At 61.2% G+C, this 26,148-nt stretch carries 21 protein-coding genes; 5 read left to right on the top strand and 16 right to left on the bottom strand.

The features are described 5' to 3' along the window. Nucleotides 1-13 precede the first annotated feature (13 nt). The 8 genes from rplW to rpsL all read right to left on the bottom strand — a co-directional run bounded on the left by rplW (nt 14) and on the right by rpsL (nt 6,803). Nucleotides 14-313: a 50S ribosomal protein L23 gene (rplW, locus tag INT29_RS17325; RefSeq protein WP_009883567.1), complete on the bottom strand. Its 300-nt coding sequence runs from the start codon at nt 311-313 to the stop codon at nt 14-16. Further along, nucleotides 310-963, bottom strand: coding sequence for a 50S ribosomal protein L4 (gene rplD, locus INT29_RS17330; protein WP_101574498.1), 654 nt, complete (start codon nt 961-963; stop codon nt 310-312). The genes rplW and rplD overlap by 4 nt, the downstream gene beginning before the upstream one ends. 5 nt (nt 964-968) lie before the next feature. Continuing rightward, nucleotides 969-1,643, bottom strand: coding sequence for a 50S ribosomal protein L3 (rplC, locus tag INT29_RS17335; protein ID WP_096161008.1), 675 nt, complete (start codon nt 1,641-1,643; stop codon nt 969-971). An 11-nt stretch (nt 1,644-1,654) separates the two neighbouring features. Then, entirely contained in the window at nt 1,655-1,963 is a 309-nt protein-coding gene (rpsJ, locus tag INT29_RS17340) for a 30S ribosomal protein S10 (RefSeq protein WP_009379191.1), read from the bottom strand. 482 nt (nt 1,964-2,445) lie between these two features. Next, nucleotides 2,446-3,639: an elongation factor Tu gene (tuf, locus tag INT29_RS17345; RefSeq protein WP_101574497.1), complete on the bottom strand. Its 1,194-nt coding sequence runs from the start codon at nt 3,637-3,639 to the stop codon at nt 2,446-2,448. Nucleotides 3,640-3,754: 115 nt separating this feature from the next. After that, nucleotides 3,755-5,860, bottom strand: a complete 2,106-nt coding sequence (gene fusA, locus INT29_RS17350; protein ID WP_101574496.1) for an elongation factor G — start codon at nt 5,858-5,860, stop codon at nt 3,755-3,757. A gap of 98 nt (nt 5,861-5,958) precedes the next feature. Further along, entirely contained in the window at nt 5,959-6,429 is a 471-nt protein-coding gene (rpsG, locus tag INT29_RS17355; RefSeq protein WP_009883572.1) for a 30S ribosomal protein S7, read from the bottom strand. Then, on the bottom strand, nt 6,429-6,803 hold the full coding sequence (gene rpsL, locus INT29_RS17360) for a 30S ribosomal protein S12 (protein WP_101574495.1): 375 nt from the start codon (nt 6,801-6,803) through the stop codon (nt 6,429-6,431). Before rpsL ends, rpsG begins: the two co-directional genes overlap by 1 nt. 476 nt (nt 6,804-7,279) lie before the next feature. Here rpsL and INT29_RS17365 point away from each other — a divergent pair, with 476 nt between their 5' ends. The 4 genes from INT29_RS17365 (at nt 7,280) to INT29_RS17380 (ending at nt 11,859) form a co-directional block, all read left to right on the top strand. Continuing rightward, nucleotides 7,280-7,756 (top strand): Fur family transcriptional regulator, encoded by a 477-nt coding sequence (locus tag INT29_RS17365; protein ID WP_101574536.1) that lies wholly within the window; start codon nt 7,280-7,282, stop codon nt 7,754-7,756. Nucleotides 7,757-7,833: 77 nt separating this feature from the next. Then, nucleotides 7,834-10,044: a catalase/peroxidase HPI gene (gene katG, locus INT29_RS17370; protein ID WP_101574494.1), complete on the top strand. Its 2,211-nt coding sequence runs from the start codon at nt 7,834-7,836 to the stop codon at nt 10,042-10,044. A gap of 109 nt (nt 10,045-10,153) precedes the next feature. Then, nucleotides 10,154-10,837, top strand: a complete 684-nt coding sequence (locus INT29_RS17375; protein WP_101574493.1) for a DUF1707 domain-containing protein — start codon at nt 10,154-10,156, stop codon at nt 10,835-10,837. Then, on the top strand, nt 10,834-11,859 hold the full coding sequence (locus tag INT29_RS17380) for a 6-phosphofructokinase (RefSeq protein ID WP_101574492.1): 1,026 nt from the start codon (nt 10,834-10,836) through the stop codon (nt 11,857-11,859). The genes INT29_RS17375 and INT29_RS17380 overlap by 4 nt, the downstream gene beginning before the upstream one ends. Before the next feature lie 394 nt (nt 11,860-12,253). On the opposite strand, the gene INT29_RS17385 is transcribed toward INT29_RS17380, so the two are convergent. The 3 genes from INT29_RS17385 to INT29_RS17395 all read right to left on the bottom strand — a co-directional run bounded on the left by INT29_RS17385 (nt 12,254) and on the right by INT29_RS17395 (nt 20,929). Continuing rightward, nucleotides 12,254-16,126: a DNA-directed RNA polymerase subunit beta' gene (locus INT29_RS17385; RefSeq protein WP_101574491.1), complete on the bottom strand. Its 3,873-nt coding sequence runs from the start codon at nt 16,124-16,126 to the stop codon at nt 12,254-12,256. Between the two features lie 68 nt (nt 16,127-16,194). After that, nucleotides 16,195-19,674 (bottom strand): DNA-directed RNA polymerase subunit beta, encoded by a 3,480-nt coding sequence (gene rpoB, locus INT29_RS17390; protein WP_101574490.1) that lies wholly within the window; start codon nt 19,672-19,674, stop codon nt 16,195-16,197. Nucleotides 19,675-19,870: 196 nt separating this feature from the next. Beyond that, on the bottom strand, nt 19,871-20,929 hold the full coding sequence (locus INT29_RS17395) for a GNAT family N-acetyltransferase (protein WP_193072593.1): 1,059 nt from the start codon (nt 20,927-20,929) through the stop codon (nt 19,871-19,873). Nucleotides 20,930-20,953: 24 nt separating this feature from the next. Between INT29_RS17395 and INT29_RS17400 the strand changes: the two genes are divergently transcribed. After that, nucleotides 20,954-21,766, top strand: coding sequence for an MBL fold metallo-hydrolase (locus INT29_RS17400; protein WP_193072595.1), 813 nt, complete (start codon nt 20,954-20,956; stop codon nt 21,764-21,766). On the opposite strand, the gene INT29_RS17405 is transcribed toward INT29_RS17400, so the two are convergent. The 5 genes from INT29_RS17405 to rplJ all read right to left on the bottom strand — a co-directional run bounded on the left by INT29_RS17405 (nt 21,755) and on the right by rplJ (nt 26,105). Next, nucleotides 21,755-22,909: a hypothetical protein gene (locus tag INT29_RS17405; RefSeq protein WP_226830855.1), complete on the bottom strand. Its 1,155-nt coding sequence runs from the start codon at nt 22,907-22,909 to the stop codon at nt 21,755-21,757. The two genes, INT29_RS17400 and INT29_RS17405, sit on opposite strands and share 12 nt — an antisense overlap. A gap of 2 nt (nt 22,910-22,911) precedes the next feature. Continuing rightward, nucleotides 22,912-23,715 carry a hypothetical protein gene (locus INT29_RS17410; protein WP_193072598.1) on the bottom strand — a complete coding sequence of 268 codons (804 nt, stop codon included), beginning with the start codon at nt 23,713-23,715 and terminating at the stop codon, nt 22,912-22,914. Next, a complete protein-coding gene (locus tag INT29_RS17415; RefSeq protein WP_193072599.1) occupies nt 23,712-24,983 on the bottom strand; it encodes a hypothetical protein in 1,272 nt (423 codons plus the stop codon). The genes INT29_RS17410 and INT29_RS17415 overlap by 4 nt, the downstream gene beginning before the upstream one ends. Nucleotides 24,984-25,130: 147 nt before the next feature. Then, entirely contained in the window at nt 25,131-25,514 is a 384-nt protein-coding gene (rplL, locus tag INT29_RS17420) for a 50S ribosomal protein L7/L12 (RefSeq protein ID WP_101574484.1), read from the bottom strand. 57 nt (nt 25,515-25,571) lie between these two features. Then, nucleotides 25,572-26,105: a 50S ribosomal protein L10 gene (gene rplJ / locus INT29_RS17425; protein ID WP_101574483.1), complete on the bottom strand. Its 534-nt coding sequence runs from the start codon at nt 26,103-26,105 to the stop codon at nt 25,572-25,574. Between the last annotated feature and the right edge of the window lie 43 nt (nt 26,106-26,148).

The following is a 26,148-nucleotide window of genomic DNA, read 5'->3' on the forward strand; positions in this document are numbered from 1 at the left end:
TACGAAGAATCGCTTAGAGCGATCCACCGAAGATGTCGATCGAACCGTCCTTGAGGGCGACAATGGCACGCTTGGTGTCCTTGCGCTTCCCCCAACCGGTACGAGTGCGGCGGCGCTTACCCTGGCGATTCAGGGTGTTGACCTTGGCAACCTGCACATTGAAGATCGATTCAATGGCATTCTTGATCTCAGTCTTGTTCGACCCCTGATCGACGATGAAGGTGTACTTTCCTTCGTCCATCAGGCTGTAGGTCTTTTCCGAGACGACCGGAGCGACGATGATGTCGCGTGGGTCCTTGAAGTTCAGACTCATGATGCGTCCTCCGATTTGCGGTATCCGCCCAGGAAGGTCTCCAGCGCTGACTCGGTGAACACGATGTCATCTGCGATCAGCACATCGTATGTGTTGAGCTGATCGGAGGTGAGCACGTGAACGTGAGGCAGGTTGCGAACGCTGCGCTCGGTGAGCTCATCGTCACGGTTGAGCACCACGAGGGTGTTCTTGCGATCGGAGAGGCCTGCGAGAGCGAGCTTCGCCTGCTTGGTCGACGGTGCTTCGCCGGTGATCAGGTTCTTCACAACGAAGACCTGATCGAGACGTGCACGATCAGAGAGGGCGCCGCGCAGTGCAGCAGCCTTCATCTTCTTGGGGGTCCGCTGCGAGTAATCGCGAGGAACCGGCCCGTGCACGACTCCACCACCGTTGTACTGAGGAGCACGGATCGAGCCCTGACGAGCGTTACCGGTACCCTTCTGGCGGTAGGGCTTGCGACCGCCACCGCGTACTTCGGAGCGGGTCTTTGTCTTGTGTGTACCCTGACGGGCTGCTGCCAGCTGTGCGACAACAACCTGGTGGATCAACGGCACATTGGTCTGCACGCCGAAGATCTCGGCAGGCAGCTCAACGGATCCGGTCTTCGCACCAGCGGCATCGACAACGTCAACTGTCTTGACATCAGTCATAACGTTCAGCCCTCCTTAGCGGCCGAGCGAACGAGAACGACTGCACCCTTGGGACCAGGTACGGCCCCCTTGATAAGCAGGAAGTTGTTCTCGGTGTCCACGGCGTGGATCGTGAGGTTCTGGGTGGTGTGCTTGACTGCACCCATACGGCCAGCCATGCGCATACCCTTGAACACGCGACCGGGAGTCGCGGCTCCGCCGATTGAACCCGGCTTACGGTGGTTGCGGTGCTGTCCGTGGGAGGCACCGACGCCAGCGAAGCCATGACGCTTCATGACACCGGCGGTTCCCTTACCCTTGGTCTTTGCGGTCACGTCGACCTTGATCCCGGCGTCGAACGTGTCGACTCCGAGCTCCTGACCCAGTGCGTAGTCAGCAGCATCTGCGGTGCGCAGCTCGACAAGGTGACGGCGTGGTGTCACGCCGGCCTTCTCGAAGTGGCCTGCAGTGGGCTTGTTGACCTTGCGAGGATCGATCTCGCCGAACGCGATCTGCAGTGCGGGGTAACCGTCGGTTTCCTCATTGCGGATCTGCGTCACGACGTTGCTGCCGGCGGCCACTACGGTCACCGGTACGAGATTGTTCTGCTCATCCCAAACCTGGGTCATGCCCAGCTTGGTTCCCAGAAGGCCCTTGACCTTGCGGGTGGTAGGGAGAGCTGATGAACGATTGTTCGCCATGTTTGCCTCCCTTAGAGCTTGATCTCGATGTTGACGTCGTCAGCGAGGTCGAGACGCATCAGCGAGTCGACTGCCTTCGGCGTCGGATCGACGATGTCGATCAGACGCTTGTGCGTGCGCATTTCGAAATGCTCACGGCTGTCCTTGTACTTGTGTGGCGAACGGATGACGCAGTACACGTTCTTCTCCGTTGGCAACGGCACGGGGCCCACAACAGTCGCACCTGCGCGAGTGACGGTGTCCACGATCTTTCGTGCAGCACTGTCAATCACAGCATGGTCGTACGACTTGAGCCGAATGCGGATTTTCTGTCCCGCCATGGCGTCGTCTCTTTCTTTAGTTACTTCCGGCCATCAACCAGCAGTCGATCAAAATCGTCTGTGGTCTGTGCCGGCTGACCATGACCGACCCCCGAGGTCGGGCGTGTCGGCTAATCCTGTCGGAGAATTTTCCAATTCTCCTGAAGGGCCGACGGCGCTTTTACTCATTGGCTGCTCGGTCCGAACCCGCTTTCACGCAGATTCATCGATCCGATAGTGTTCCGGACTGTTCGCGGTATTGCTACCGCAGTGCAGGGGTCAACGTCCAAAACGCAACTTCACTATCTTGTCATATAGCGCTTCATCGGCGCAATTCCAGGGAAGGCCCTTGTGAGGCATTTCATGTCCAGCCGTTGTGGGCGCCTGAGCAGTTCCCGGCGGTGAATACACTGAACCCCGGCCCTTGCGGACCGGGGTTCTGCGCCAATCACTCGAGGCCGAAGCCCCGATATCGAGGCCGAAGCCTCAGCGATCGAGATGTATCAGGCGGTGATCTTGGTGACTCGACCAGCGCCGACGGTACGTCCACCTTCGCGGATAGCGAAGCGGAGGCCCTCTTCCATAGCGATCGGCTGGATCAGCTCGACCGTCATGTCGGTGTTGTCACCAGGCATGACCATCTCGGTGCCCTCAGGCAGCGTGATGACACCGGTGACGTCCGTGGTGCGGAAGTAGAACTGAGGACGGTAGTTCGAGTAGAACGGGTTGTGACGTCCACCCTCGTCCTTGCTCAGAATGTAGACCTGGCCTTCAAAGTTGGTGTGAGGCGTGATCGAACCAGGCTTCACAATAACCTGTCCGCGCTCAACATCTTCGCGCTTCGTTCCGCGCAGGAGCAGTCCGACGTTCTCACCTGCACGTGCGTCAGGCAGAGTCTTGCGGAACATCTCGATTGCGGTGACGGTCGTCTTGGACGACTTCTCCTTGATGCCGACGATTTCGATGTCATCGTTAGGCAGCAGGACGCCGCGCTCCACACGACCGGTGACGACGGTTCCACGACCGGTGATCGTGAAGACGTCCTCGACGGGCATGAGGAATGGCTTGTCGATGTCGCGCTCTGGCTCAGGAACGTTGTCATCAACGGCTTCCATGAGGGTCTCGACACTCTTGACCCACTTCTCGTCGCCTTCCAGCGCCTTGAGAGCGGAAACAGGAATGACGGGAGCGTTGTCGCCGTCGAAGTCCTGGCTCGAGAGCAGATCGCGGACCTCGAAGTCGACGAGCTCAATGAGCTCCTCGTCATCAACCATGTCGGACTTGTTCAGTGCGACAACGATGTAAGGCACGCCAACCTGACGGGCGAGCAGAACGTGCTCGCGAGTCTGCGGCATCGGACCGTCGGTAGCGGCAACCACGAGGATTGCGCCGTCCATCTGAGCAGCACCGGTAATCATGTTCTTGATGTAGTCGGCGTGACCAGGGGCATCGACGTGAGCGTAGTGACGCTTCTCGGTCTGGTATTCAACGTGCGAGACGTTGATCGTGATGCCGCGCTCCTTCTCCTCAGGTGCGTTATCCACCTGGTCGAAGGCGCGAGCCTCATTGAGATCTGGGTACTTGTCCGCCAACACCTTGGTGATTGCGGCGGTCAAGGTGGTCTTTCCGTGGTCAACGTGGCCGATGGTGCCAATGTTGACGTGCGGCTTAGTCCTATCGAAACTAGCCTTTGCCACTGGGTTCCTCCTCGTGGTTGGCAAAAGATATGCGGTTCATATCTTAGACCTTTGTTGGTTATCTTTCATTTCGGTGAGCATGTTCTTGCTCACCGTGGCGACCGGGGACCGGAGATTACTCTCCGCCACGCATCTTCTGGACGATCTCCTCAGCAACTGCCTTGGGGACCTCCGCATAGCTGGAGAAAGTCATCGAGTACACCGCACGGCCCTGGGTCTTCGACCGCAGATCACCGATGTAACCGAACATCTCCGACAACGGGACCACAGCCTTGACGACCTTCACACCGGAAGCATCGTCCATCGACTGGATCTGGCCACGTCGGGAATTGAGGTCGCCGATGACGTCACCCATGTATTCCTCTGGGGTACGCACCTCGACGTCCATGACCGGTTCCAGCAGAACCGGCTTCGCCTTCTGAACGGCCTCCTTGAAGACCATCGAGCCGGCGATCTTGAATGCCATCTCCGAAGAGTCGACATCGTGGAAGGCGCCGTCGATGAGTGTGGCTTTGACGCCCACCATCGGATAACCGGCGAGGACACCAAGCTGCATGGCGTCCTGGATACCGGCGTCGACGCTCGGAATGTACTCGCGCGGAATACGACCGCCCGTGACAGCATTCTCGAATTCGTAAATCGTATCGCCTTCGACCTCGAGGGGTTCGAAGGTGACCTGGACCTTCGCGAACTGTCCCGATCCACCCGTCTGCTTCTTGTGGGTGTAATCGTACTTCTCGACAGTGCGACGAATGGTTTCACGGTAGGCGACCTGCGGCTTGCCGACGTTCGCTTCGACCTTGAACTCGCGGCGCATACGGTCAACGAGGATGTCGAGGTGAAGCTCGCCCATTCCGCGGATGACAGTCTGACCTGTCTCCACGTCCAGTTCAACCCGGTATGTCGGGTCTTCCCTGACGAACTTCTGGATGGCTGCTGACAGCTTCTCCTGGTCGCTCTTGGTCTTGGGCTCAATCGCCACAGAGATAACCGGCTCAGGGAATGTCATCGATTCGAGAGCGATCGGGTGACTGGAGTCACAGAGCGTGTCACCGGTGGTTGTCTCCTTGAGACCGATGAACGCATAGATGTGACCGGCAATGGCCTCTTCGACAGGGTTCTCCTTGTTGGAGTGCATCTGGAAGAGCTTGCCCACGCGCTCCTTCTTACCACTCGTGGAGTTGAGAACCTGCTCACCCGACTTGACCTGGCCCGAATACACGCGAACGTACGTCAGCGTGCCGAAGAACGGGTGGGTAGCCACCTTGAACGCCAGAGCCGAGAAAGGCTCGTCGACGGAAGGCTTGCGAGTAAGCTTCTCGTCTTCATCACGAGGGTTCTCTCCGACCATGGGAGGAACTTCGAGAGGCGAAGGGAGGTAGTCGATGACGGCATTGAGCATGGGCTGGACGCCCTTGTTCTTGTAAGCCGAACCACACATGACAGGGAAAGCTGTCGAGTTGACGACGAGCGAACGGATGCCGTCCTTGATCTCAGAGATCGAAATCTCTTCGCCCTCAAGGTACTTCTCCATGAGTTCGTCGGTTGCTTCAGCAACATCCTCGACGAGCTTGGCGCGGTATTCCACGGCCTTGTCCTTGAGATCCTCTGGGATTTCGATCTCGGTCATGTCCTGACCCTTCTTGGACTCATCAGGCCAGATGTAGGCCTTCATCTCAAGAAGGTCGACGACTCCGGCGAAGTCCGACTCGGAACCGATCGGCAGCTGAATGACCAGCGGCTTGGCTCCGAGACGTTCCCGGATGGTGTCGATGGTGAAGTAGAAGTCAGCACCGAGCTTGTCCATCTTGTTGACGAAGCACACGCGAGGCACGTCGTACTTGTCAGCCTGACGCCACACGGTCTCGGACTGCGGCTCAACGCCTTCCTTGCCATCGAAGACGGCGACGGCGCCATCGAGGACGCGCAGTGAGCGCTCAACCTCGACGGTGAAGTCGACGTGGCCCGGGGTGTCGATGATGTTGATCTGGTTGTCGTGCCAGTAGCAGGTGGTGGCAGCCGACGTGATCGTGATGCCGCGTTCCTGCTCCTGATCCATCCAGTCCATCGTCGAGGCACCGTCGTGGGTCTCGCCGATCTTGTAGTTCACACCGGTGTAGTAAAGGATGCGTTCGGTTGTGGTGGTCTTGCCGGCATCGATGTGGGCCATGATGCCGATGTTGCGGACCTTGTTCAGGTCGGTGAGCACGTCAAGTGCCACGGTGTCTCTCTCTCACTCGATGATGTGATCGACTCCCCCGCTGCCTGGCCGGCAGGCGCCGCATGACGCCTGCCAGCCAAGTGTCCGGGGAGGAACGATTACCAGCGGTAGTGGGCGAAGGCCTTGTTGGACTCGGCCATCTTGTGGGTGTCTTCGCGACGCTTCACAGCAGCGCCGAGGCCGTTGCTCGCATCGAGAATCTCATTCATGAGGCGTTCGGTCATCGTCTTCTCACGACGCTGGCGGGAATAAGCTACGAGCCAGCGCAGTGCCAAAGTCGTCGAACGAACCGGACGAACATCGACCGGAACCTGGTAGGTTGCGCCGCCGACACGGCGAGAGCGAACCTCGAGGGATGGGCGAATGTTGTCGAGAGCCTTCTTCAGGTTGACAACTGGGTCATTGCCGTTCTTCTCACGGGTACCTTCAAGTGCACCGTAGACGATGCGCTCAGCGGTCGAACGCTTTCCATCGAGCAGGATCTTGTTGATCAACTGCGTGACGATCGGCGAACTGAAGACCGGGTCAATGACGATCGGTCGCTTGGGTGCAGGACCTTTACGTGGCATTACTTCTTCTCCCTCTTCGCACCGTACTTGCTGCGTGCCTGCTGGCGGCCCTTGACACCCTGGGTGTCAAGCGAACCGCGAACGATTCGGTAGCGCACACCTGGCAGGTCCTTGACACGACCACCGCGCACGAGCACGATCGAGTGCTCCTGCAGGTTGTGTCCTTCGCCTGGGATGTAGGCAGTCACTTCGATCTGGCTCGAAAGCTTGACACGAGCGACCTTGCGAAGAGCCGAGTTCGGCTTCTTAGGTGTAGTGGTGTACACACGGGTGCACACTCCACGACGCTGCGGGCTGCTCTTCAGAGCAGGAGCGTCGGATCCTGCTGAATTGACATGTCGTCCCTTGCGGACGAGCTGCTGGATTGTCGGCACTAAGCGTTCTCCATTTGCTTCTCGATAAACCTAATTCCCACACTGGCCATGGCATCAGCCATATTTGTGAACCGTGGGACATATCCGACTGAACACCGGGTGAAGCTTCACGCCCGATGCCAGTATTCGCGCGACGCAGTGAACCCTGCACTCGGGTGTGTCGCAATGACACACAACCTATGCAGAATGACACGTCGGCGGCCTGCTTCTGACGAATTCACACAGCGGTCCGGATCTCACAAAACATCCGGCATGATCATTCGCGAACGCAGGAAACACAATCAGTCGCATCCTAGAATATCGTGGTCGCGGGCATCTGGTCAAAACCAGCGCCTGTGCGCTTCACGACACAACCGCCACTCCTCCGGCTCGGGCATCTTCACGGACCGAAATACGAGGCCGCTGACCGGCGATCACGGCGTCCGGTGGACTGTCGCTTCCTTGACTCATTCAAGAAAAGGCGGCAAGCTGTTGCTGTGGCTGAGAACAAGGATAGGCACGAATGGGAACCGACCGCTGCACTGCGGGAGAGTTCCCTTCGCGTGACGAAACAGAGAGTCGCGGTTCTCGCGGCTGTGTGCGACCACCAGCATGCAGACACCGAGACCGTCATCCGCGCCGTCCGGGAGAACCTCCCCGAGGTATCGCATCAGGCAGTGTACGACTCGCTGCACACACTCACCGAAGTCGGACTCGTGCGGTGCATTCAGCCGTCCGGGTCCGTGGCCCGTTACGAGAGACGCATCGGGGACAATCATCACCACCTCGTGTGCCGCTCGTGCAACCTCATCGTCGACGTCGACTGTGCGGTCGGGCAGGCCCCCTGCTTGACCCCTTCACTCGACGCTGGATTCGTCGTCGAACAGGCCGAAGTCACGTTCTGGGGTCTTTGTCCTGACTGCGCTGTGTCTGCAGCGCCTTCGGGCAGCACCGAACCCGCCTCGGCGGTCTGAGCCGATCCACCCAATGACAAAGCCACACCTTTGTCTTCAACCGGGTCCTGACGGGACTCGAAAGTGAAAGGAATATTATGACCGATACTTCCACCGCCGGCGGCTGTCCAGTCGCCCACACCACCTCGGCAGCGGCGACGACGCCCGATGCCGACTCGCTGGTCGATCCCAGCCAGGGCGATGCCAATTCGCATTGGTGGCCGAATCGCCTCAACCTCAAGATCTTGGCCAAGAACCAGCCTGCCCGCGACCCGATGGACGAAGGCTTCGACTACGACGCCGAGTTCGCCAGCCTCGACTACTACGCGCTCAAGGCCGATATCGAAGAGCTGCAGAAGACGAACGCCGACTGGTGGTCAGCCGATTTCGGTCACTACGGCCCGTTCATGATCCGCATGGCCTGGCACTCCGCCGGCACCTACCGAGTCCAGGACGGACGCGGCGGCGGCGGCGAAGGGCAGCAGCGTTTTGCACCTCTGAATTCCTGGCCCGACAACGTGGGTCTCGACAAGGCACGTCGTCTGCTCTGGCCGGTCAAGAAGAAGTACGGCAAGAAGATCTCCTGGGCTGATCTATTCATTCTCGCCGGAAACGTAGGTCTCGAGTCCATGGGCTTCAAGACTTTCGGCTACGCCGGTGGCCGCAAGGACGTGTGGGAACCCGACAATGACGTCTACTGGGGCTCCGAGACCGAATGGCTGGGCACTGACAAGCGCTATGTGGGCAACCGCGAACTGCAGAAGCCGCTGGCGGCAACGACCATGGGCCTCATCTACGTCAACCCTGAGGGCCCAGAGGGCAAGCCGGATCCGCTGGCCGCAGCCATCGACATCCGCGAGACCTTCGGTCGCATGGCCATGAACGACGAGGAGACAGTCGCTCTCATCGCAGGTGGACACACCTTCGGCAAGACCCACGGCGCAGCACCCGAGTCGCACAAGGGCGGAGATCCGGAAGCCGCACCGATCGAGGAGCAGGGCCTGGGCTGGAAGTCCGATTTCGGCACCGGCCAGGGCAATGACACCGTCGGCAGCGGCATCGAGGTCACGTGGACCTACCACCCCACCCGGTGGGACAACGAGTTCTTCCACATCCTCTTCGCCTACGAATGGGAGGTCTTCGAGAACGAAGGCGGACATCTGCAGTGGCGCCCAGTCGACGGCGGCGGCGATGACATGGTTCCGATGGCTCAGGGCGACGGACGCCGTGAGCCCCGCATGCTCACAACCGACCTTTCGTTGCGTTTCGATCCCATCTATGGTGAGATCTCGCGCCGCTTCAAGGACGACCAGAAGGCCTTCGAGGATGCCTTCGCCCGCGCCTGGTTCAAGCTCACTCACCGTGACATGGGCCCCTCCACTCGCTATCTCGGACCCGAGGTCCCCAGCGAAGAGCTCATCTGGCAGGACCCGGTCCCGGCCGGCACACCGCTCGATGCGAGCCAGCTCGAGGCCGTCAAGGCTGCAGTGCGCGAATCCGGACTGAGCGTCTCCCAGCTCGTCTCAACCACCTGGGCCGCAGCATCATCCCACCGTGTCTCCGACTTCCGCGGCGGAGTCAACGGCGGACGCCTGCGCCTCGAACCGCAGAAGAGCTGGGAAGTCAACGAGCCCGCGAAGCTGGCCGAGGTCATCACAGTCCTCGAACGCATCGCAGCGGACACCGGAGCAACGTTCGCCGATGTCCTGGCGATCGCTGGCGGCGTCGGCATCGAAACCGCGGCGAAGGCCGCAGGCCATGATGTCAGCGTTCCGGTCACGACCGGCCGCGGTGACGCGACCCAGGAGCAGACCGATGTCGATTCGTTCTCGTACCTGGAGCCGACACACGACGGATTCCGTAACTATCTGACAGAGGATCTGCCCCTGTCGGCCGAGTTCCTCCTTCTGGACAGGGCCAGCCTGCTCGGTCTGACTCCCTCGGAGATGACCGTGCTCATCGGTGGGCTGCGCGTCCTCGGCGCGAACTACCAGGATTCCGAACTCGGTGTCTTCACCGACCGTCCGGGCGAGCTGACGAACGACTTCTTCGTCAACCTGCTCGAGCTGGGCAACGTCTGGAAACCGGTCGGGCCGTCCGAGTCCGCCAACGTCTACGAGTGCTTCTCCCCCGCAGGAGAGAAGCTGTGGACCGGCAGCCGGATCGATCTGCTCTTCGGTGCCAATTCCGAACTGCGCGCCATCGCCGAGGTGTACGCCTCCGATGATGCCCAGGAGAAGTTCGTCAACGACTTCGTCAAGGCCTGGAGCAAGCTCGTCGAAGCAGACCGCTTCGACCTGCACCGCTGACGGAGACCTCCTCCGCCGAGTGTTCTGAGCGCTCATGACTGTGCCCCTGCCAATGCGGCGGGGGCACAGTCGTGTCTCGCGATATGCGTCCCCCGCTACACTGGTCACCATGGTCACAGACGATTCCCCGCACTCGCCAGCGCCCCGCATCCGAGCCTCTGACAAGGACCGCGACGCCGTTCTCGGAGTCATCACCGACGCGGTCAGCAACGGTCGGCTCGACCCGGACGAGACCGCCGAACGCCAGGATGAGGCGATTTCGGCGAAGTACCTCGACGAACTGATGCCGCTCATCCACGATCTCCCCGAAGGTCATGACCTCTACCGGTCCCTGCAGCGGCAGACCGGCGGAACGACCGCGGGGACATCACTCGCCCGCAGCGACGGGCCCACCTCGCTGGCTCCGATGGCGGAACCGGGCACAGCGGAGCCGATGAACTCGGTGGCGATCATGTCCGGGCGCGAACTCGATGTGCCAGCAGGCACGGCCGAGGTGACGACCTACTCACTCATGGGCGGCGACAACATCGACCTGTGCGACGTCATGGGACCGGGAGTCACCGTGTCGCTGACGTCGTATTCTATGATGGCAGGCCACGACATCTACGTGCCGCCAGGTGTGCGCATCCGCGACGATACGATCAACATCATGGCCGGAAATGAGATCCGCGGCTCCGCCAAAGGCGACGGATCCAACGGGACGCTCATTCTCAAAGGAGTCTCCTTCATGGCCGGCCATGACGTGCATTTGGCCAAAGGCTACCGAGCAAAGGATCAGGGGCAACTCGAATGAAGATAGGTGTACTCACCTCCGGCGGCGACTGCCCCGGACTCAACGCGGTCATCCGCGGAATCGTCCGCAAGGGCATCCGCTCCCACGAGGATACGTTTGTCGGAATCCGCGATGGTTGGCGCGGCCTGCTCGAAGACGACATGTTCGACATGACGATGCTCGACGTCCGTGGACTCTCAGGACGAGGCGGCACCATCCTCGGCACCTCCCGCACCCACCCGTACGAGGGCGGCGGACCGAATCGGATGCGCGAGGTCATGGCCTCCCACGACATTGACGCCATCATTGCGATCGGCGGCGAAGGCACACTGGCAGGCGCCTCTCGACTCGTGACCGAGGAGGGACTCAACATCATCGGAGTCCCTAAGACCATCGACAACGATCTCAGCGGCACCGACTACACCTTCGGCTTCGACTCCGCCCAGGCCATCGCGACCGAGTCCATCGATCGGCTCCGCACAACGGCGGAGTCCCATCATCGATGCATGGTCATCGAGGTCATGGGCCGCAACGTCGGATGGATCGCACTGCATGCGGGAATGGCCGGTGGCGCTCACGCTATCCTCATGCCGGAGTTTCCCGTCTCCTTCGACCAGATCGAGGAATGGGTGACATCGGCCAGGGACCGCGGCCGTGCCCCGATCGTCGTCGTGGCCGAGGGCTTCATTCCCGAGGGGCTCGACGAGCAGGTGTCCGATCGCGGTGTCGACAACAAAGGACGGACCCGCCTCGGCGGGATTGCGGATTTCCTGGCTCCGAAGATCGAAGAGATCACGGGAATCGAATCGCGTGCCACCATCCTCGGTCATCTGCAGCGAGGGGGCTCCCCCACCGCCTATGACCGGGTCCTGTCGACCCGGCTGGGGATGGCCGCGGCGGACCTTGCTCAGAGCGGCGACTGGGGCAAGATGGCGAGCCTCAGGGGCACGGAGATCCACTCGGTCGATATGGCATCGGCCGTCGACCGTCTCAAGTCGGTCCCGCTTCAGCGCTGGGAAGAGGCTCAGGTCCTCTTCGGCTGAAGACCCGTCCTGCACGGACGCCTTCATGCACGCCTTCACGGACGGTTCGCCTCGAATCAGCAACGGTTGGTAAGTCTGTCGCGAATCGAAGACGATTTTCGAAGCAGACCTACCAACCGTTGGCACGAACCGCCGTTCCGGAGGCGACCACGCCGTTCGGGAGCCACCCCACGGCGTTCGGGAGGGACCCACAGCAGTCAGACTTAGGGCAGCGCGTTCTCTCTGCGCGTGATTCATGAGGGAAGTGTGTCGCCCAGTAAACCTTCTGCACGTGAATAGGCGAAGAGGGGCACCCGCCAATTGGCGGGTGCCCCTCTTGCTGTGACTGCTGGCTGAGGCCTCCTGGCCGGAGTCCTAGGACTCCGCAGCGGACCTCAGCCTCATGCGTTCAGCTTCAGCTGAACGCACCGTAGTCGTAGTCTTCCAGCGGGATGGCGGATCCGGAATCGGAGCCGATGCCTGCGTAGAAGTCGCCGTAGCTGTTCGTGAACATCTCGGCCTTCGCCTCCTCCGTCGGCTCCACCACGATGTCGCGGTGTGTCTGCAGGCCGGTGCCCGCAGGGATGAGCTTACCGAGGATGACGTTCTCCTTGAGTCCGAGCAGTGTGTCCGACTTGCCTTCCATAGCGGCCTCGGTGAGGACGCGTGTCGTCTCCTGGAAGGACGCGGCGGACAGCCACGAATCGGTGGCCAGAGAGGCCTTCGTGATACCCATGAGCTCGTCACGAGCCGATGCCGGCTGGCCGCCTTCGGCAACCACACGGCGGTTCTCGCCCTGGTAGCGACCACGGTCGACCAGCTCGCCGGGCAGCAGGTTCGTGTCGCCCGACTCGATCACGGTCACGCGACGCAGCATCTGCCGGACGATGACCTCGATGTGCTTGTCGTGGATGCCCACGCCCTGCGAGCGGTACACCTTCTGCACCTGCTCGACGAGGAACCGCTCAGCTTCACGACGACCACGGATGCGCAGCACCTGCTTGGGATCGACAGCACCGACGACCAGCTGTTCGCCGGCCTTGACGTTCTGTCCGTCCTCAACGAGGAGACGGGCACGCTTGGACACTGCGTGCTCGATCTCTTCGCCACCGTCATCGGGGGTGATGACGACGAAGCGGGTCTTGCGGCTGTCATCGACCTTGACACGTCCGGTCGCCTCGGCGATGGGAGCAAAGCCCTTCGGTGTGCGAGCTTCGAAGAGCTCGGTCACACGCGGCAGACCCTGGGTGATGTCACCCGTAGCAGCCGCCGCACCACCCGTGTGGAAGGTACGCATGGTGAGCTGGGTTCCCGGCTCACCGATCGACTGGGCAGCGACGGTACCGATGGCTTCGCCGATGTCGACGAGCTTTCCGGTGGCCATCGAACGGCCGTAATGCATGGCCGAGATCTGCGTATCGGAATCTGCGGTGAGCACGGAGTGAACCTTGAGCTCTTCGATTCCGGCTGCGACCAGCGTATCGATCGTGTCTGCGGTCACGTCGGTCTTCGCCGGGACGATGACATTGCCATCGGCGTCGGAGACGTCTGAGACCGTGAGGCGACCGTAGAGACTGGTCTCTGCATACTCGTGCGGCACGAGGTTGCCCTCGTGGTCACGCTCGGCTGCAGGCAGAGTGATGCCCTTATTGGAATCGGCCTCAGCGGTGCGCACGATGACGTCCTGTGACACGTCGACGAGACGACGGGTCAGGTAACCGGAGTCAGCGGTACGCAGAGCGGTATCGGCCAGACCCTTACGAGCACCGTGCGAGGCGATGAAGTACTCGAGCACCGAAAGACCCTCACGGTAGTTCGAAACGATCGGGCGAGGGATGATCTCACCCTTCGGGTTCGTCACCAGGCCACGCATACCGGCCAGCTGGCGGACCTGCATCCAGTTACCGGATGCACCGGACTCCACCAGACGCATAACCGAGTTCTCCTCTGGGAAGCTCGTGCGCATGACCTGGTCGACCTTCTCGGTCGTCTCGGTCCAGAGCTTGACCAGTTCGTTGCGGCGTTCGTCGTCGGTGAGCGCACCGAGTTCGTACTGCTGCTGAACCTTCGTATCGAGAGCCTCGGCGTGGTCGATGATCTCCGGCTTGGCCACAGGTGAGACCACATCGGACATCGAAATAGTGATGCCCGAACGAGTCGCCCAGTAGAAGCCGCCGGCCTTGAAGTTGTCCAAGGTGTGTGCAACCTCGACCTTGGGGTATTCCTCGGCCAGGTAGTTCACAATGCGGCTGAGTGCCTTCTTGTCGATCGTAGAGTTCACGAACGAGTAGTCAGCAGGCAGGTAGTCATTGAACTGTGCGCGACCCAGGGTGGTCTGCACGTCCAGCGGATCGCCGGCTTCCCAACCTTCAGGAGTCTCGAGATCGTCACCGGGGACGACGTTCTCAAGGCGGATCGTGATGTTCGAACCCAGATCCAGCTCGCCACGGTCGAAGGCCATGATGGCTTCGCCGAGACCGGAGAAGGAGCGCCCTTCGCCGGCCAGTCCCTTGCGTTCGGAGGTGAGGTGGTACAGACCGATGATCATGTCCTGTGAGGGCATGGTCACGGGCTTGCCGTCCGAAGGCTTGAGGATGTTGTTGGCGGAGAGCATGAGCACGCGTGCCTCAGCCTGAGCCTCGGGGCTCAGCGGCAGGTGGACTGCCATCTGGTCACCGTCGAAGTCAGCGTTGAACGCCGAACAGACGAGCGGGTGCAGCTGGATGGCCTTACCCTCGATGAGCTGAGGTTCGAACGCCTGGATGCCCAGACGGTGCAGGGTCGGTGCACGGTTGAGCAGCACCGGGTGTTCGGTGATGACCTCTTCGAGCACGTCCCACACCTGAGGGTGCTGACGTTCGACCATCCGCTTGGCCGACTTGATGTTCTGCGCATGGTTGAGATCGACCAGGCGCTTCATCACGAAGGGCTTGAACAATTCCAGAGCCATGGTCTTGGGCAGACCACACTGGTGCAGGTGCAGCTGCGGACCGACCACGATGACCGAACGGCCCGAGTAGTCCACACGCTTGCCCAGGAGGTTCTGACGGAAACGTCCCTGCTTGCCCTTGAGCATGTCCGACAGCGACTTCAACGGACGGTTGCCCGGTCCGGTCACAGGACGACCGCGACGGCCGTTGTCGAACAGCGAGTCGACGGCTTCCTGCAGCATCCGCTTCTCGTTGTTGACGATGATCTCGGGTGCACCGAGATCGAGCAGACGCTTGAGGCGGTTGTTGCGGTTGATCACACGACGATAGAGGTCGTTGAGGTCAGACGTGGCGAAACGTCCACCGTCGAGCTGCACCATGGGGCGCAGCTCAGGCGGCACAACCGGAACAACGTCGAGGACCATGCCCTCGGGGTTGTTATCAGTGGTCAAGAACGCGTTTACGACCTTGAGACGCTTCAGGGCACGGGTCTTGCGCTGACCCTTGCCCGTGGCGATGAGTTCACGCAGCTTCTCCGATTCGGCCTCGAGGTCGAAGTCGAGCAGCCGCTTCTGGATCGCCTCGGCGCCCATGGCACCGGTGAAGTACAGACCGAAACGGTGGAACATCTCGCGGTACAGGCTCTCGTCGCCTTCGAGGTCGTTGACCTTGAGGCTCTTGAACCGGTCCCACACCTGGTCAAGACGGTCGACCTCGCGGTCGGCGTTCTTGCGCAGCTTCTCCATTTCCTTCTCGGCGACATCGCGCAGCTTCTTCTTGGCCGGGGCAGAGCCGCCGTCGGCCTCGAGAGCTGCCAGATCCTCTTCGAGCTTCTTGGCACGACGGTCGATGTCGGCGTCACGGCGAGTGCCGATCTGCTGCTTTTCGATGTCGATCTTGTTCTGCAGACTGGGCAGATCACGGTGACGAGAATCCTCATCCACCGAGGTGATCATGTAGGCAGCGAAGTAGATGACCTTCTCGAGGTCCTTCGGTGCCAGGTCCAGCAGGTAGCCCAAGCGCGAAGGAACGCCCTTGAAGTACCAGATGTGAGTGACCGGTGCGGCCAGCTCGATGTGTCCCATGCGCTCACGGCGAACCTTGGCGCGGGTCACCTCGACGCCGCAGCGCTCACAGATGATGCCCTTGAAGCGGACACGCTTGTATTTGCCGCAGGCGCACTCCCAGTCGCGAGTGGGTCCGAAGATCTTCTCGCAGAAGAGTCCGTCCTTCTCGGGCTTGAGTGTGCGGTAGTTGATGGTCTCAGGCTTTTTCACCTCACCGTGTGACCAGCCGCGGATGGATTCCGCGGTAGCAAGACCGATACGTAGCTCATCAAAGAAATTGACGTCAGGCACGTAAATCCTCTTTCCTGGCGGTGAACGTCTCGTTCACCGCGAAGTTGTGTCGGTTGAAGTGGAAGTCCTCAGACTTCTTCTACGGTCTGGGCTTCACGGCGTGACAAGTCGATGCCGAGCTCTTCAGCTGCCCGGTAGACCTCGTCCTCGCCGTCACGCATCTCAACCTCGGCGCCGTCCGAAGACAGAACTTCAACGTTGAGGCACAGGGACTGCATCTCCTTGATGAGGACCTTGAACGACTCGGGGATTCCCGGATCGGGCAGGTTCTCTCCCTTGACGATGGCCTCATAGACCTTCACACGGCCCGGGATGTCATCGGACTTGATCGTCAGCAGTTCCTGCAGCGTGTACGCCGCACCGTAGGCCTCGAGGGCCCACACTTCCATCTCACCGAAGCGCTGGCCGCCGAACTGCGCCTTACCACCGAGCGGCTGCTGGGTGATCATCGAGTACGGACCGGTCGAACGCGCGTGGATCTTGTCGTCGACGAGGTGGTGGAGCTTGAGCATGTACATGTAACCGACAGCGATCGGGTACGGGAACGGCTCACCGGAGCGACCGTCGAACAGCTGGGCCTTGCCCGAAGAGTCGATGAGGCGGTCCCCATCGCGGTTCGGAGTCGTGGAGTCCAGCAGTCCGCGCAGCTCCTGCTCATGCGCACCATCGAAGACCGGGGTGGCCAAGTTGGTGCCTGCTTCGGCCTCGCGGGCCGCAGCAGGAAGGTCGGCAGCCCACTCGGGGTTGCCTTCGATCTTCCAACCCTGCTTCGAGATCCACCCGAGGTGGACTTCGAAGACCTGTCCGATGTTCATACGACGGGGAACACCGTGGGGGTTGAGGATGATGTCGACGGGTGTTCCGTCGGCCAGGAACGGCATGTCCTCAACGGGCAGGATGGTCGAGATGACACCCTTGTTGCCGTGACGACCGGCCATCTTGTCACCGATGGTGATCTTACGACGCTGAGCGACGTAGACGCGGACCATCTGGTTGACGCCCGGCGAGAGCTCATCGTCTTCCTCGCGGTCGAAGACGCGGACACCGATGACGGTTCCGATCTCGCCGTGAGGCACACGCAGTGAGGTGTCGCGGACTTCGCGGGACTTCTCACCGAAGATCGCGCGCAGCAGGCGCTCTTCCGGTGTCAGCTCGGTCTCACCCTTCGGGGTGACCTTGCCGACGAGGATGTCGCCGTCGGTGACTTCGGCGCCGATGCGGATGATTCCGCGGTCGTCGAGGTCTGCCAGGGCGTCCGGCGAGATGTTCGGGATGTCGCGGGTGATCTCTTCGGCACCGAGCTTGGTGTCGCGAGCATCGACCTCGTGCTCCTCGATGTGGATCGAGGACAGAACATCATCCTGGACGAGGCGCTGGGAGAGGATGATCGCATCCTCGAAGTTGTAGCCTTCCCAGGACATGAATGCCACGAGAAGGTTCTTGCCCAGAGCCATCTCACCGTTCTCAGTGGACGGTCCGTCAGCCAGAACCGTGCCTGGTGTGACGCGATCGCCTTCGTCGACGATGATGCGCTGGTTGTACGAGGTTCCGTGGTTGGAACGCTTGAACTTCGACGCACGGTAGGTCTGCATCGTGCCATCGTCAGCCAGCACGGTGACGAAGTCAGCGGACACCTCTGTGACGACGCCTGGGCGATCGGCAGTGATGACATCGCCGGCGTCGACAGCAGCGCGGTATTCCATGCCGGTGCCCACGACTGGGGACTCCGACATCACCAGCGGCACAGCCTGACGCTGCATGTTCGCACCCATGAGGGCACGGTTCGCGTCATCGTGCTCGAGGAACGGAATCAGTGCGGACGCAACGGAGACCATCTGACGTGCAGAGACGTCCATGAAGTCAATCGTGTCGTACTGAACCAGCTCGGCTTCGCCGCCGCCGCCCTTAGGACGAGCAAGAACTTCGACTTCAGCGAAGCGCTGCTCTTCGGTCAGCGGCGCATTGGCCTGCGCGATGTTGAACTCGAGCTCATCGTCGGCAGTCAGGTACTCGGTGTCATCGGTGACGACGCCGTCGATGACCTTGCGGTACGGCGTTTCGATGAATCCGAATGGGTTGATGCGGGCGTAGGACGCCAGCGAACCGATCAGACCGATGTTCGGGCCTTCGGGAGTCTCGATGGGGCACATACGTCCGTAGTGCGACGGGTGAACGTCACGGACTTCCATGGCGGCACGGTCACGAGAGAGACCGCCAGGTCCCAGTGCGGACAGACGACGCTTGTGAGTCAGACCCGCGAGCGGGTTGTTCTGATCCATGAACTGCGAGAGCTGCGAGGTGCCGAAGAACTCCTTGATCGCAGCCACCACGGGGCGGATATTGATCAGGGTCTGAGGTGTGATCGCTTCAACGTCCTGGGTCGTCATGCGCTCACGCACGACGCGCTCCATACGAGAGAGTCCGGTGCGGACCTGGTTCTCGATGAGCTCGCCGACCGCGCGGATGCGACGGTTGCCGAAGTGGTCGATGTCGTCGAGCTTCACGTTGAGCTCGATGTTCTCGCCCTCACGGATGCCCTTGGAGGTTTCGACACCGGCGTGCAGGGACACGAGGTAACGGATGGTCGCAACCACGTCATCAGTCGAGAGGACCGAGTCACTCAGCGGTGCATCGACGCCCAGCTTGCGGTTGACCTTGTAGCGGCCGACCTTGGCCAGGTCGTAGCGCTTGGGGTTGAAGTACAGGTTGTTGAGCAGGTTACGTGCCGCTTCAGCGGTCGCGGGTTCTGCCGGGCGCAGCTTCTTGTAGATGTCGAGCAGCGCTTCGTCCTGTGTGCTGACCGTGTCCTTTGCCATGGTCTCGCGGATCGACTCGAACTCGCCGAACTCCTCGAGGATCTTCGCTTCGGACCAACCGAGGGCCTTGAGCAGCACAGTCACGGACTGCTTGCGCTTGCGGTCGAGACGCACGCCGACCTGGTCGCGCTTGTCGACCTCGAATTCCAACCATGCACCACGTGACGGGATGATCTTCGCAGTGAAGATGTCCTTGTCCGTGGTCTTGTCGACGCTGGACTCGAAGTAGGCGCCGGGCGAACGCACAAGCTGCGAGACGACGACGCGCTCGGTGCCGTTGACGATGAACGTGCCTTTGTCGGTCATGAGTGGGAAATCACCCATGAAGACCGTCTGGCTCTTGATCTCGCCTGTGTTGTTGTTCATGAATTCGGCGGTCACATAAAGTGGCGCCGAATAGGTCATGTCGCGTTCCTTGCACTCATCGATGGAGTACTTGGCAGCTTCGAACCGGTGCTCCCGGAACGACAGCGACATCGATCCACCGAAGTCCTCGATCGGTGAGATCTCTTCGAAGATATCTTCGAGTCCCGAAGTGGTAGCGACGGAATCGTCTCCGATTTCGATGGCTTCGGCTACGCGGTCCTGCCACGTTTCTGAGCCGATGAGCCAATCGAAGCTGTCGGTCTGCAGACCGAGCAGATCGGGAACCTCGAGCGGTTCGCGAATCTTCGCGAAGGAGATTCTCTTGGGGGCGTTAGCGGTCCTGGTGTTATCGTTGGCGGCGGCCAATGGGGTCCTTCCGAATGCTTCACCAATTGATAGGTTGACTGTCCACCCGAAGTCACATCGACAGTCCCAGGTGTGTCAGATTTCGACACCGGGCGACAACGTGGTTCACTTGAGTGGAAATGAGGTGCCCCCCGCTATATGAAGGCACGCCACAGGCAGATCAACGCAAATATCAAGCCTATAGCAATCGGTCAAGTCATGCAAGGTGTTTTTTCCACAGACCGACCCAGGCCCAGGTTGCGAATCCAGCCCTGTCATTGATGAGAAGCATCCACGAGTTCTCCACCGCGTTCCACGTGTAGATCCGTTCCACGCTGGCGCGCTCACCCAGAGCCACATGATTGGCGATCTTCAGCGCCGTGCCGAGTCCGTGTCCACGGTGTTCACGGGCCACAAGAGTCGAACCCTGCCATCCCACCACTGGCCGCTCCTCGAAGTGAGCGACCTCGGTGAAGCCGGCGGCGGCGTCACCTTTGAGAGCTAGAGCCGTGCCGAGGCGCTCGTGCCCCTCGCTTCGTGTCGCGTTGAGGGCGCGGACTCGCGCGGCGTCCCACTTCTCCTCCTCCCCGAACTCTTCGGCACCGGGGGTATCCGTGGACATCCGCTGGTGTAAGAGGGCGATCGCGTCAAGCCGGTGTTCGGGGGTCGGCCCACTCCATGTCTCAATCGTGTAGCCCTCATCGAGTTCGGCGGCGGGCAGCTTCGCCGCCGTGGTGGTCTGCGCCACGGAGCACCGCTCGAGCTGTTTGAACGCGAATCCGTGCCGGAGCAGAAATGCGACGCCCGGGTGCTCGACCGGCAGACTGCCCGCTCCGGATTCGGCGGCCAGGTGCGCACCCCGAAGATCTCCGTCACGAGCCGATGCCGGGATCTCGCAATAACTGGTCAGCTGGGTGCGTCCCTGGTCGGCCAGGGACGCCTCCATGGCGAGGAGCAGCTCGGATCCCAATCCCTGTCTGCGCAGGCCCGGATGAACCGAGCACCACACCTCAGCGACATCGACATTGTCCTGCAGAGTGAGGTACGCGATGCCCTTGGCCACGATGGCCCCACCGCTGCGGCCGATCCACGTCTGATGTGTCACATATTCGTTGGCTGAGACCAGCTCCTGGCGCACTTCGTCTGACCGGGGGTCGAAATCGGTGCCGAGCCCCGATGCCCGGTTGATGAGCGTGTCGAAGTCGACCACCTCGGCGAGGATACCTTCGATCTCATCATCAGTGCGAGACCCGGCCGGAATGTGGGTGATCTCCATGAGCTGACATTCTAGACTGCTCCCATGGTCAATGTCAGTGTTCTCTCTCAGAATCCGGCCGCGGTCAACTGCGGGATCGTCACCGGATCCCAGTACAGCCTCATCATCGATTCGGGGCCCGGTCCCAGCACGGGCCGGCGGCTCATCCAGCGGGCGCAGGAGCTGAGCACTGCAGAGAACGGCCGGGAGAATCCCCTCGATGCGGCCATCACCCACGATCATTGGGACCATTTCTTCGGCAGTTCCACACTGGCAGCAGAGGGGGTGGAGACCTTCCACGTCTCCGATTCGTTCGCCCGAGACCAGGAGGCGACGGCCTGGATCGCACTCGACGCCGTCCGCACTGCGCCCGAGACCGCCGAGTTCGCATCTGAGCTGCCGGAAGACCCCAACTCCCTCATCGTCACCGTCTCTCCCGTCGACGCGGCCGAGTCGACGAGCAGGCTCGACCTCGGTGACTGCCGGGTCGAATTCCACGTGCTCGGCGGACATTCCACCGCGGACCTCGTCGTGCGTTTGATCGATCAGGGAATCGTGTTCGCTGGTGACCTGGTCGAGGAGGGCGATCCCCCACAGGCGGGCAACGACGCATCATTGAGCGAGTGGGTGAGCAGCCTGCAGACGCTGCTGTCCTTCCCCGAGGCCGCTCTCTTCGTCCCCGGCCACGGCGTGCCCGTGGACCGGGCATTCGTGGAGCGTCAGCTTGCCGATATCGATGGCCTGCGGATGAATCAGGCCGACGCCGAGGTGGCTCTGCCCGCTCGTGTCATGCCAGGTGACCATGACCGGAGTCTGCCCCGGGAGATCACGCTCCCTCTGGAGACGTCAGCCGGCTGAGCGTTGCAGCGCGGTGACGAGATCTCCGCCGATGGCTCCGAACAGGGTCTGCGCCCAGATGCTGTCGCCCTCGACGTAGGGTTTGTTCCCGTCGAAGATCCATTGGAGCCGATTGCCGGCCTGCCGATCGTGCTGGCAGCTGCCGCACACGGGCACCCGAACCCCTGAGCCATCCGCATCGAGGCGCGTCGTCGACCGCGCTTCTCCGTGTAACGGATTGATAGTGCACAGACTCTGCGGGAGCTTGCTGCGTCCCCGGTTGCCGGCCTTCTTCGTCTGACCGGAACCCACCTCGGCGATCTCACGTCCTGCCTGCCGGAGCAGGACCATGGCTCCGGCAAGGTCGATGCGCTCCGATGACTCGTCGTCGACGATCCGGCGCGCAATCTGATAGGCATCGAGCGCCTTCGCAACCTTGGCGGCTTTGACTCCATCGAGGCGTTGGGTCTGGAGATGATCGATCTTCTCCGCAATCCGATTCGTGTCGTCGTTGATGTCCTCTCGCAGAGACTCGCGCTGCAGAGTGTCGACCCGGTCCAGCAGTTTGCTGGGCAGACGGAATTCGTGGTGTCTGCGCGTCTCCGCCGCTCTCGCCTTGATCGTGCGGACCAGGTAGAGCCCTGCGATGACGAGAGCGAGCACGAGGACCGCTCCCCCGAGGAACAGCGGAGAGAATCCGTCCGCATTGCTGTCCTCGGCAAAGTCGCTGCCGGGTTCTTCCTGCCCGGTAGTCGATTCGCCAGACTCCGTGCGCGTCTGCGGGTCGGCGTAGAGGTTGAGGAGTTTGTTCAGCTTCGACAGAGACGGCGACCCGACGTTCCACTGCTCCCGGGCGATGGAGTACTGATCCATCACCTGATATGACAGATCATGATCGGCATCGAGCTTCACCTCGGTGTAGAGATCGGATGTGTTGCTGACCATGATGAAGGAGCCCTGCCCTCCATGGTCGGCCGCCACGTCCCTGAGCAGCTGGAGGTCGACTGCCTCATCGTCCACGGCGATGACGTAGACCTTGAAGTCCAGTCCGTCCGCGGTGGTCTTCGCCTTGTCGAAGAGGCGAGCGTCGAGGGTGCCCGCCGCGGACTCGTCCACGTAGAAGGGATCCGCCTTGAGAGATTCGGCGATCTGATGTGCGTCCACGGTCACTTCCTTCGGTTCCGGTGATTGACGGACCTGCGGCTCATCGCCTGCGCGGTCGCCTCTTTCTCGCGACGGAGATAGCCCAGGATGGCAACGCCGATGACGGCGATGACTGCACCGACTATGAGGCCGAGACCGGCGCCGCCGAATGCTGAACTCGGTGAGTACGTGAGCTCGCGCCAATCGTCCGAGTTGTCTTCGGCCACAAGGGGCTCGGCTTCGCTCGCCTCCAGCGGCTGGGTCTTCTTCAGTGCCCGCTCCCAGATCAGAGCAGTCTCGGTCAGCGAGTCATCGGAGCCCATCTCCGGATAGTCCTGCAGCTTGCGTTCGATGCCTTTCGATCCGACTCCCTGTCCGATTGGGCTGACGACGAGCACGGTGGCTTCGTCGACGGAGAGTTCATGGGCGATGCGTGCGGCCTTGAGGTTCAGATTCGCATCGGTGTCATCGAGCATGGTGTGGTTGACGAAGGCCACATAGATGGGCGAGTCGAGGTCCGTGACTTCGCTGCGGACGGCTTCCAGGCCGGCGTCGTCGACGTCGAATGCGAGGTAGTCATCGACGTGGATGGTGTCCGCTTCGAGTTTCTTCGCCAGTTCGCGATAGGCGGAGCGGTCGTAGTTCGGGTCGAGTCCGCTCTTGATGCGGTCGTCGTAGACCGAGTCGACCTTGATCTCGTCACTCTTCGCTTCTTCGATCCGTGTCTGCTTCGCATCGTCGAATCGGTACATGCTGATCATGGTCGCGCCGACCGCGACGGCTGCGAAGATGATGACTGCGATGATCGACCTGTGCCACGTGCTCATCGTCGACCACTGCCTGCCTGCGCTCCTGTGGCGACGATCGAGTCCTCAAGAGCCGTGAAGCTTCCGAAGCCCGAGACCGCATAGGCGTCGTCGCGCTGATAGTACGGTATCGGACGCACTCTCTTCCTTCCTGGATTCTTCGGCACCATCAGACACTCCGGTTCGTGTCCGGCGTTGAGGTCGGCTCGGCAGGCGCTGCAGATGCTGATCGTCAGGACGGTCGTCGACTGTTTCCAGACAAATGATTCGATCGGACCTTCGTGAGTCGGGAAGAAGAAGCAGAAGTCCGGCTCCTCGTCTGGTTTCCGATTCTTCTGCGACGTCGATGCCTTCTTCGACGTCGGAGTCTGCTGCAGGGTCCTGCGCACCCAGCGATCTGTGTCGACCAGAGCCGCAATTGCATGGCGGTGGGAGAAGTCGGGGTCACTGGCCCAGTCGGGATGAGCATCGACGATCGCAGAGATCGCCGCTTGGACGCGTCGGCCCCGGTCGTGAAGTTCCCAGCTCTCCTCGGACGGGGCCGCGGGATCGGGCAGGTCACGGAGGGCCGAGTCGACGGCCTGAGGCAGCCGGCGTCGTCGCACCAGCTCTGGACTGTGTGTGAGGTTCTGCCGCCAGGAGTACTTGCTTCGTCGCAGAAGAAGCCATGCACCCAGTCCGAATGCGGCCGCTGCCGTGGCCTTGAATACAAAGCCGTCAGGATCACCGTATTGGAGATCGTTGGCATCGATGTAGTCCAGGTCTTCCGTCCTGCCGTTCCTCGGGTCGAAGTCCGGCGGGGGCGGCGGCTTGGTGTCCTTGACCGTCGCGACGAGCAGGCTCAGATGGTACGGGACTGCGATTTCGACGGGCAGGAAGCGGTCGGTCTTCGAGCGCGCCAGCTCATCGGCGCCCGGCGGGATCGTCGGTCCGGTGTCGTCGACGATGTAGGAGAAGGTACGGGCCGAGTATCCTGCCTCGGCGAAGATGACGATGACCTGGGAGGCGCCGGAACTCTCGAACATCGAGTAGGCGAGGTCCGTGGTGAACCGCGGCCAGCCTTCCTGCGCTTGATCTGAGTTCGAAAGGCCGGGCACGATCGCGATGAAATGTGGAATTCCCGATGTCGACGCATCCGCCGAGGCGCGGGACAGAGATGACTTCTGGCGCGGGGTCAGGCCCGGTTCGATGGATCGATCGATGAAGAGCGGATCGTGGTCCCATCCCACACGGATGCGGGCGCGCAGCGCCTTGAGCAGGCGAGTCTGCGCGTCAGTCTTCTCAGTCACCTCACAAGATTAATATGGGCCGATCACCGGCCCTAATCCGCGGCGTTCCAAGTTGGGAACATCTCCCCTGCGACTGAATGCAGAAGACCCCACAGCATCAGCTGTGGGGTCTTCGCTGTGGCAGCAGTCAGACTGCTGCCGAGAAAATCACTTGACGGTGACGGTTGCGCCCGCGCCCTCGAGTGTTTCCTTGGCCTTGTCGGCTGCGTCCTTGGACACTGCTTCGAGGACAGCCTTAGGAGCGCCGTCGACGAGGTCCTTGGCTTCCTTCAGTCCGAGGGAGGTGAGCCCACGAACTTCCTTGATGACAGGAACCTTCTTCTCGCCGGCCGATTCGAGGATGACGTCGAACTCGGTCTGCTCTTCAGCAGGCTCAGCGTCTCCGCCGGCGGCAGGAGCAGCAGCAACTGCAGCAGGTGCAGCAGCTTCAACTTCGAAGACCTCTTCGAACTTCTTGACGAAGTCGGAGAGTTCGATCAGTGTGAGCTCTTTGAAACCTTCAATGAGTTCTTCGGGGGTGAGCTTAGCCATGGTGGCCAGTCCTTCCTTTGGTGGTCACATTGAGCGACCGGGTTTATGGGGTGATGCTCAGGCGTCTGAAGCAGGAGCGTTGTCCTGCTTCTCGCGGAGAGCGTCGACGGTGCGCACGGCCTTGACCATCGGAGCGGTGAACAGGTAAGCCGCCTGGTGGAGGCTTGCCTTCATTGCACCAGCTGCCTTTGCAAGCAGCACTTCGCGTGGTTCGAGGTCGGCGAGTTTGTTGACATTCTCAGCACTGAGGACGGCGCCATCCCAGTAGCCGCCCTTCAATACGAGCTGAGAATTCGCCTTGGCAAAGTTACGCAATGCCTTTGCAGCCTCTGGTGGTTCACCGTTGACGAATGCGATCGCTGTGGGTCCATTGAGGAACTCATCGAGATCGTTGATTCCGGCTTCTTTGGCTGCAATAGCAGTGAGCGTATTCTTTACCACGGCGTAGCTGACGTTCTCACCGAGTGAAACGCGCAGATCTTTCATCTGCGCAACGGTGAGACCGCGGTACTCGGTCAGCAACACAGCATCGGCAGACTCAAACTGCTGTTTGAGCTCCTCTACTGCGGCTGCCTTGTCTGGCCTCGCCATGGTAGTTCCTTTCGTACAGTCGCCGATCGTGTCCGACACCAAA

The sequence above is a fragment of the Brevibacterium sp. FME37 genome (assembly GCF_014897485.1).
In the GTDB taxonomy this organism is placed as follows: domain Bacteria; phylum Actinomycetota; class Actinomycetes; order Actinomycetales; family Brevibacteriaceae; genus Brevibacterium.

What these genes read in the sequence shown, in the direction of transcription:
- INT29_RS17375 (WP_101574493.1), top strand. Translation starts at nt 10,154, where the DNA reads ATGGTCACAGACGATTCCCCGCACTCGCCAGCGCCCCGCATCCGAGCC.
- rplJ (WP_101574483.1), bottom strand. Translation starts at nt 26,105, where the DNA reads ATGGCGAGGCCAGACAAGGCAGCCGCAGTAGAGGAGCTCAAACAGCAG.
- INT29_RS17400 (WP_193072595.1), top strand. Translation starts at nt 20,954, where the DNA reads ATGGTCAATGTCAGTGTTCTCTCTCAGAATCCGGCCGCGGTCAACTGC.
- INT29_RS17410 (WP_193072598.1), bottom strand. Translation starts at nt 23,715, where the DNA reads ATGAGCACGTGGCACAGGTCGATCATCGCAGTCATCATCTTCGCAGCC.
- rpsG (WP_009883572.1), bottom strand. Translation starts at nt 6,429, where the DNA reads ATGCCACGTAAAGGTCCTGCACCCAAGCGACCGATCGTCATTGACCCG.
- rplD (WP_101574498.1), bottom strand. Translation starts at nt 963, where the DNA reads ATGACTGATGTCAAGACAGTTGACGTTGTCGATGCCGCTGGTGCGAAG.
- rplC (WP_096161008.1), bottom strand. Translation starts at nt 1,643, where the DNA reads ATGGCGAACAATCGTTCATCAGCTCTCCCTACCACCCGCAAGGTCAAG.
- INT29_RS17395 (WP_193072593.1), bottom strand. Translation starts at nt 20,929, where the DNA reads ATGGAGATCACCCACATTCCGGCCGGGTCTCGCACTGATGATGAGATC.
- rpsJ (WP_009379191.1), bottom strand. Translation starts at nt 1,963, where the DNA reads ATGGCGGGACAGAAAATCCGCATTCGGCTCAAGTCGTACGACCATGCT.
- rplL (WP_101574484.1), bottom strand. Translation starts at nt 25,514, where the DNA reads ATGGCTAAGCTCACCCCCGAAGAACTCATTGAAGGTTTCAAAGAGCTC.
- rplW (WP_009883567.1), bottom strand. Translation starts at nt 313, where the DNA reads ATGAGTCTGAACTTCAAGGACCCACGCGACATCATCGTCGCTCCGGTC.
- katG (WP_101574494.1), top strand. Translation starts at nt 7,834, where the DNA reads ATGACCGATACTTCCACCGCCGGCGGCTGTCCAGTCGCCCACACCACC.
- INT29_RS17380 (WP_101574492.1), top strand. Translation starts at nt 10,834, where the DNA reads ATGAAGATAGGTGTACTCACCTCCGGCGGCGACTGCCCCGGACTCAAC.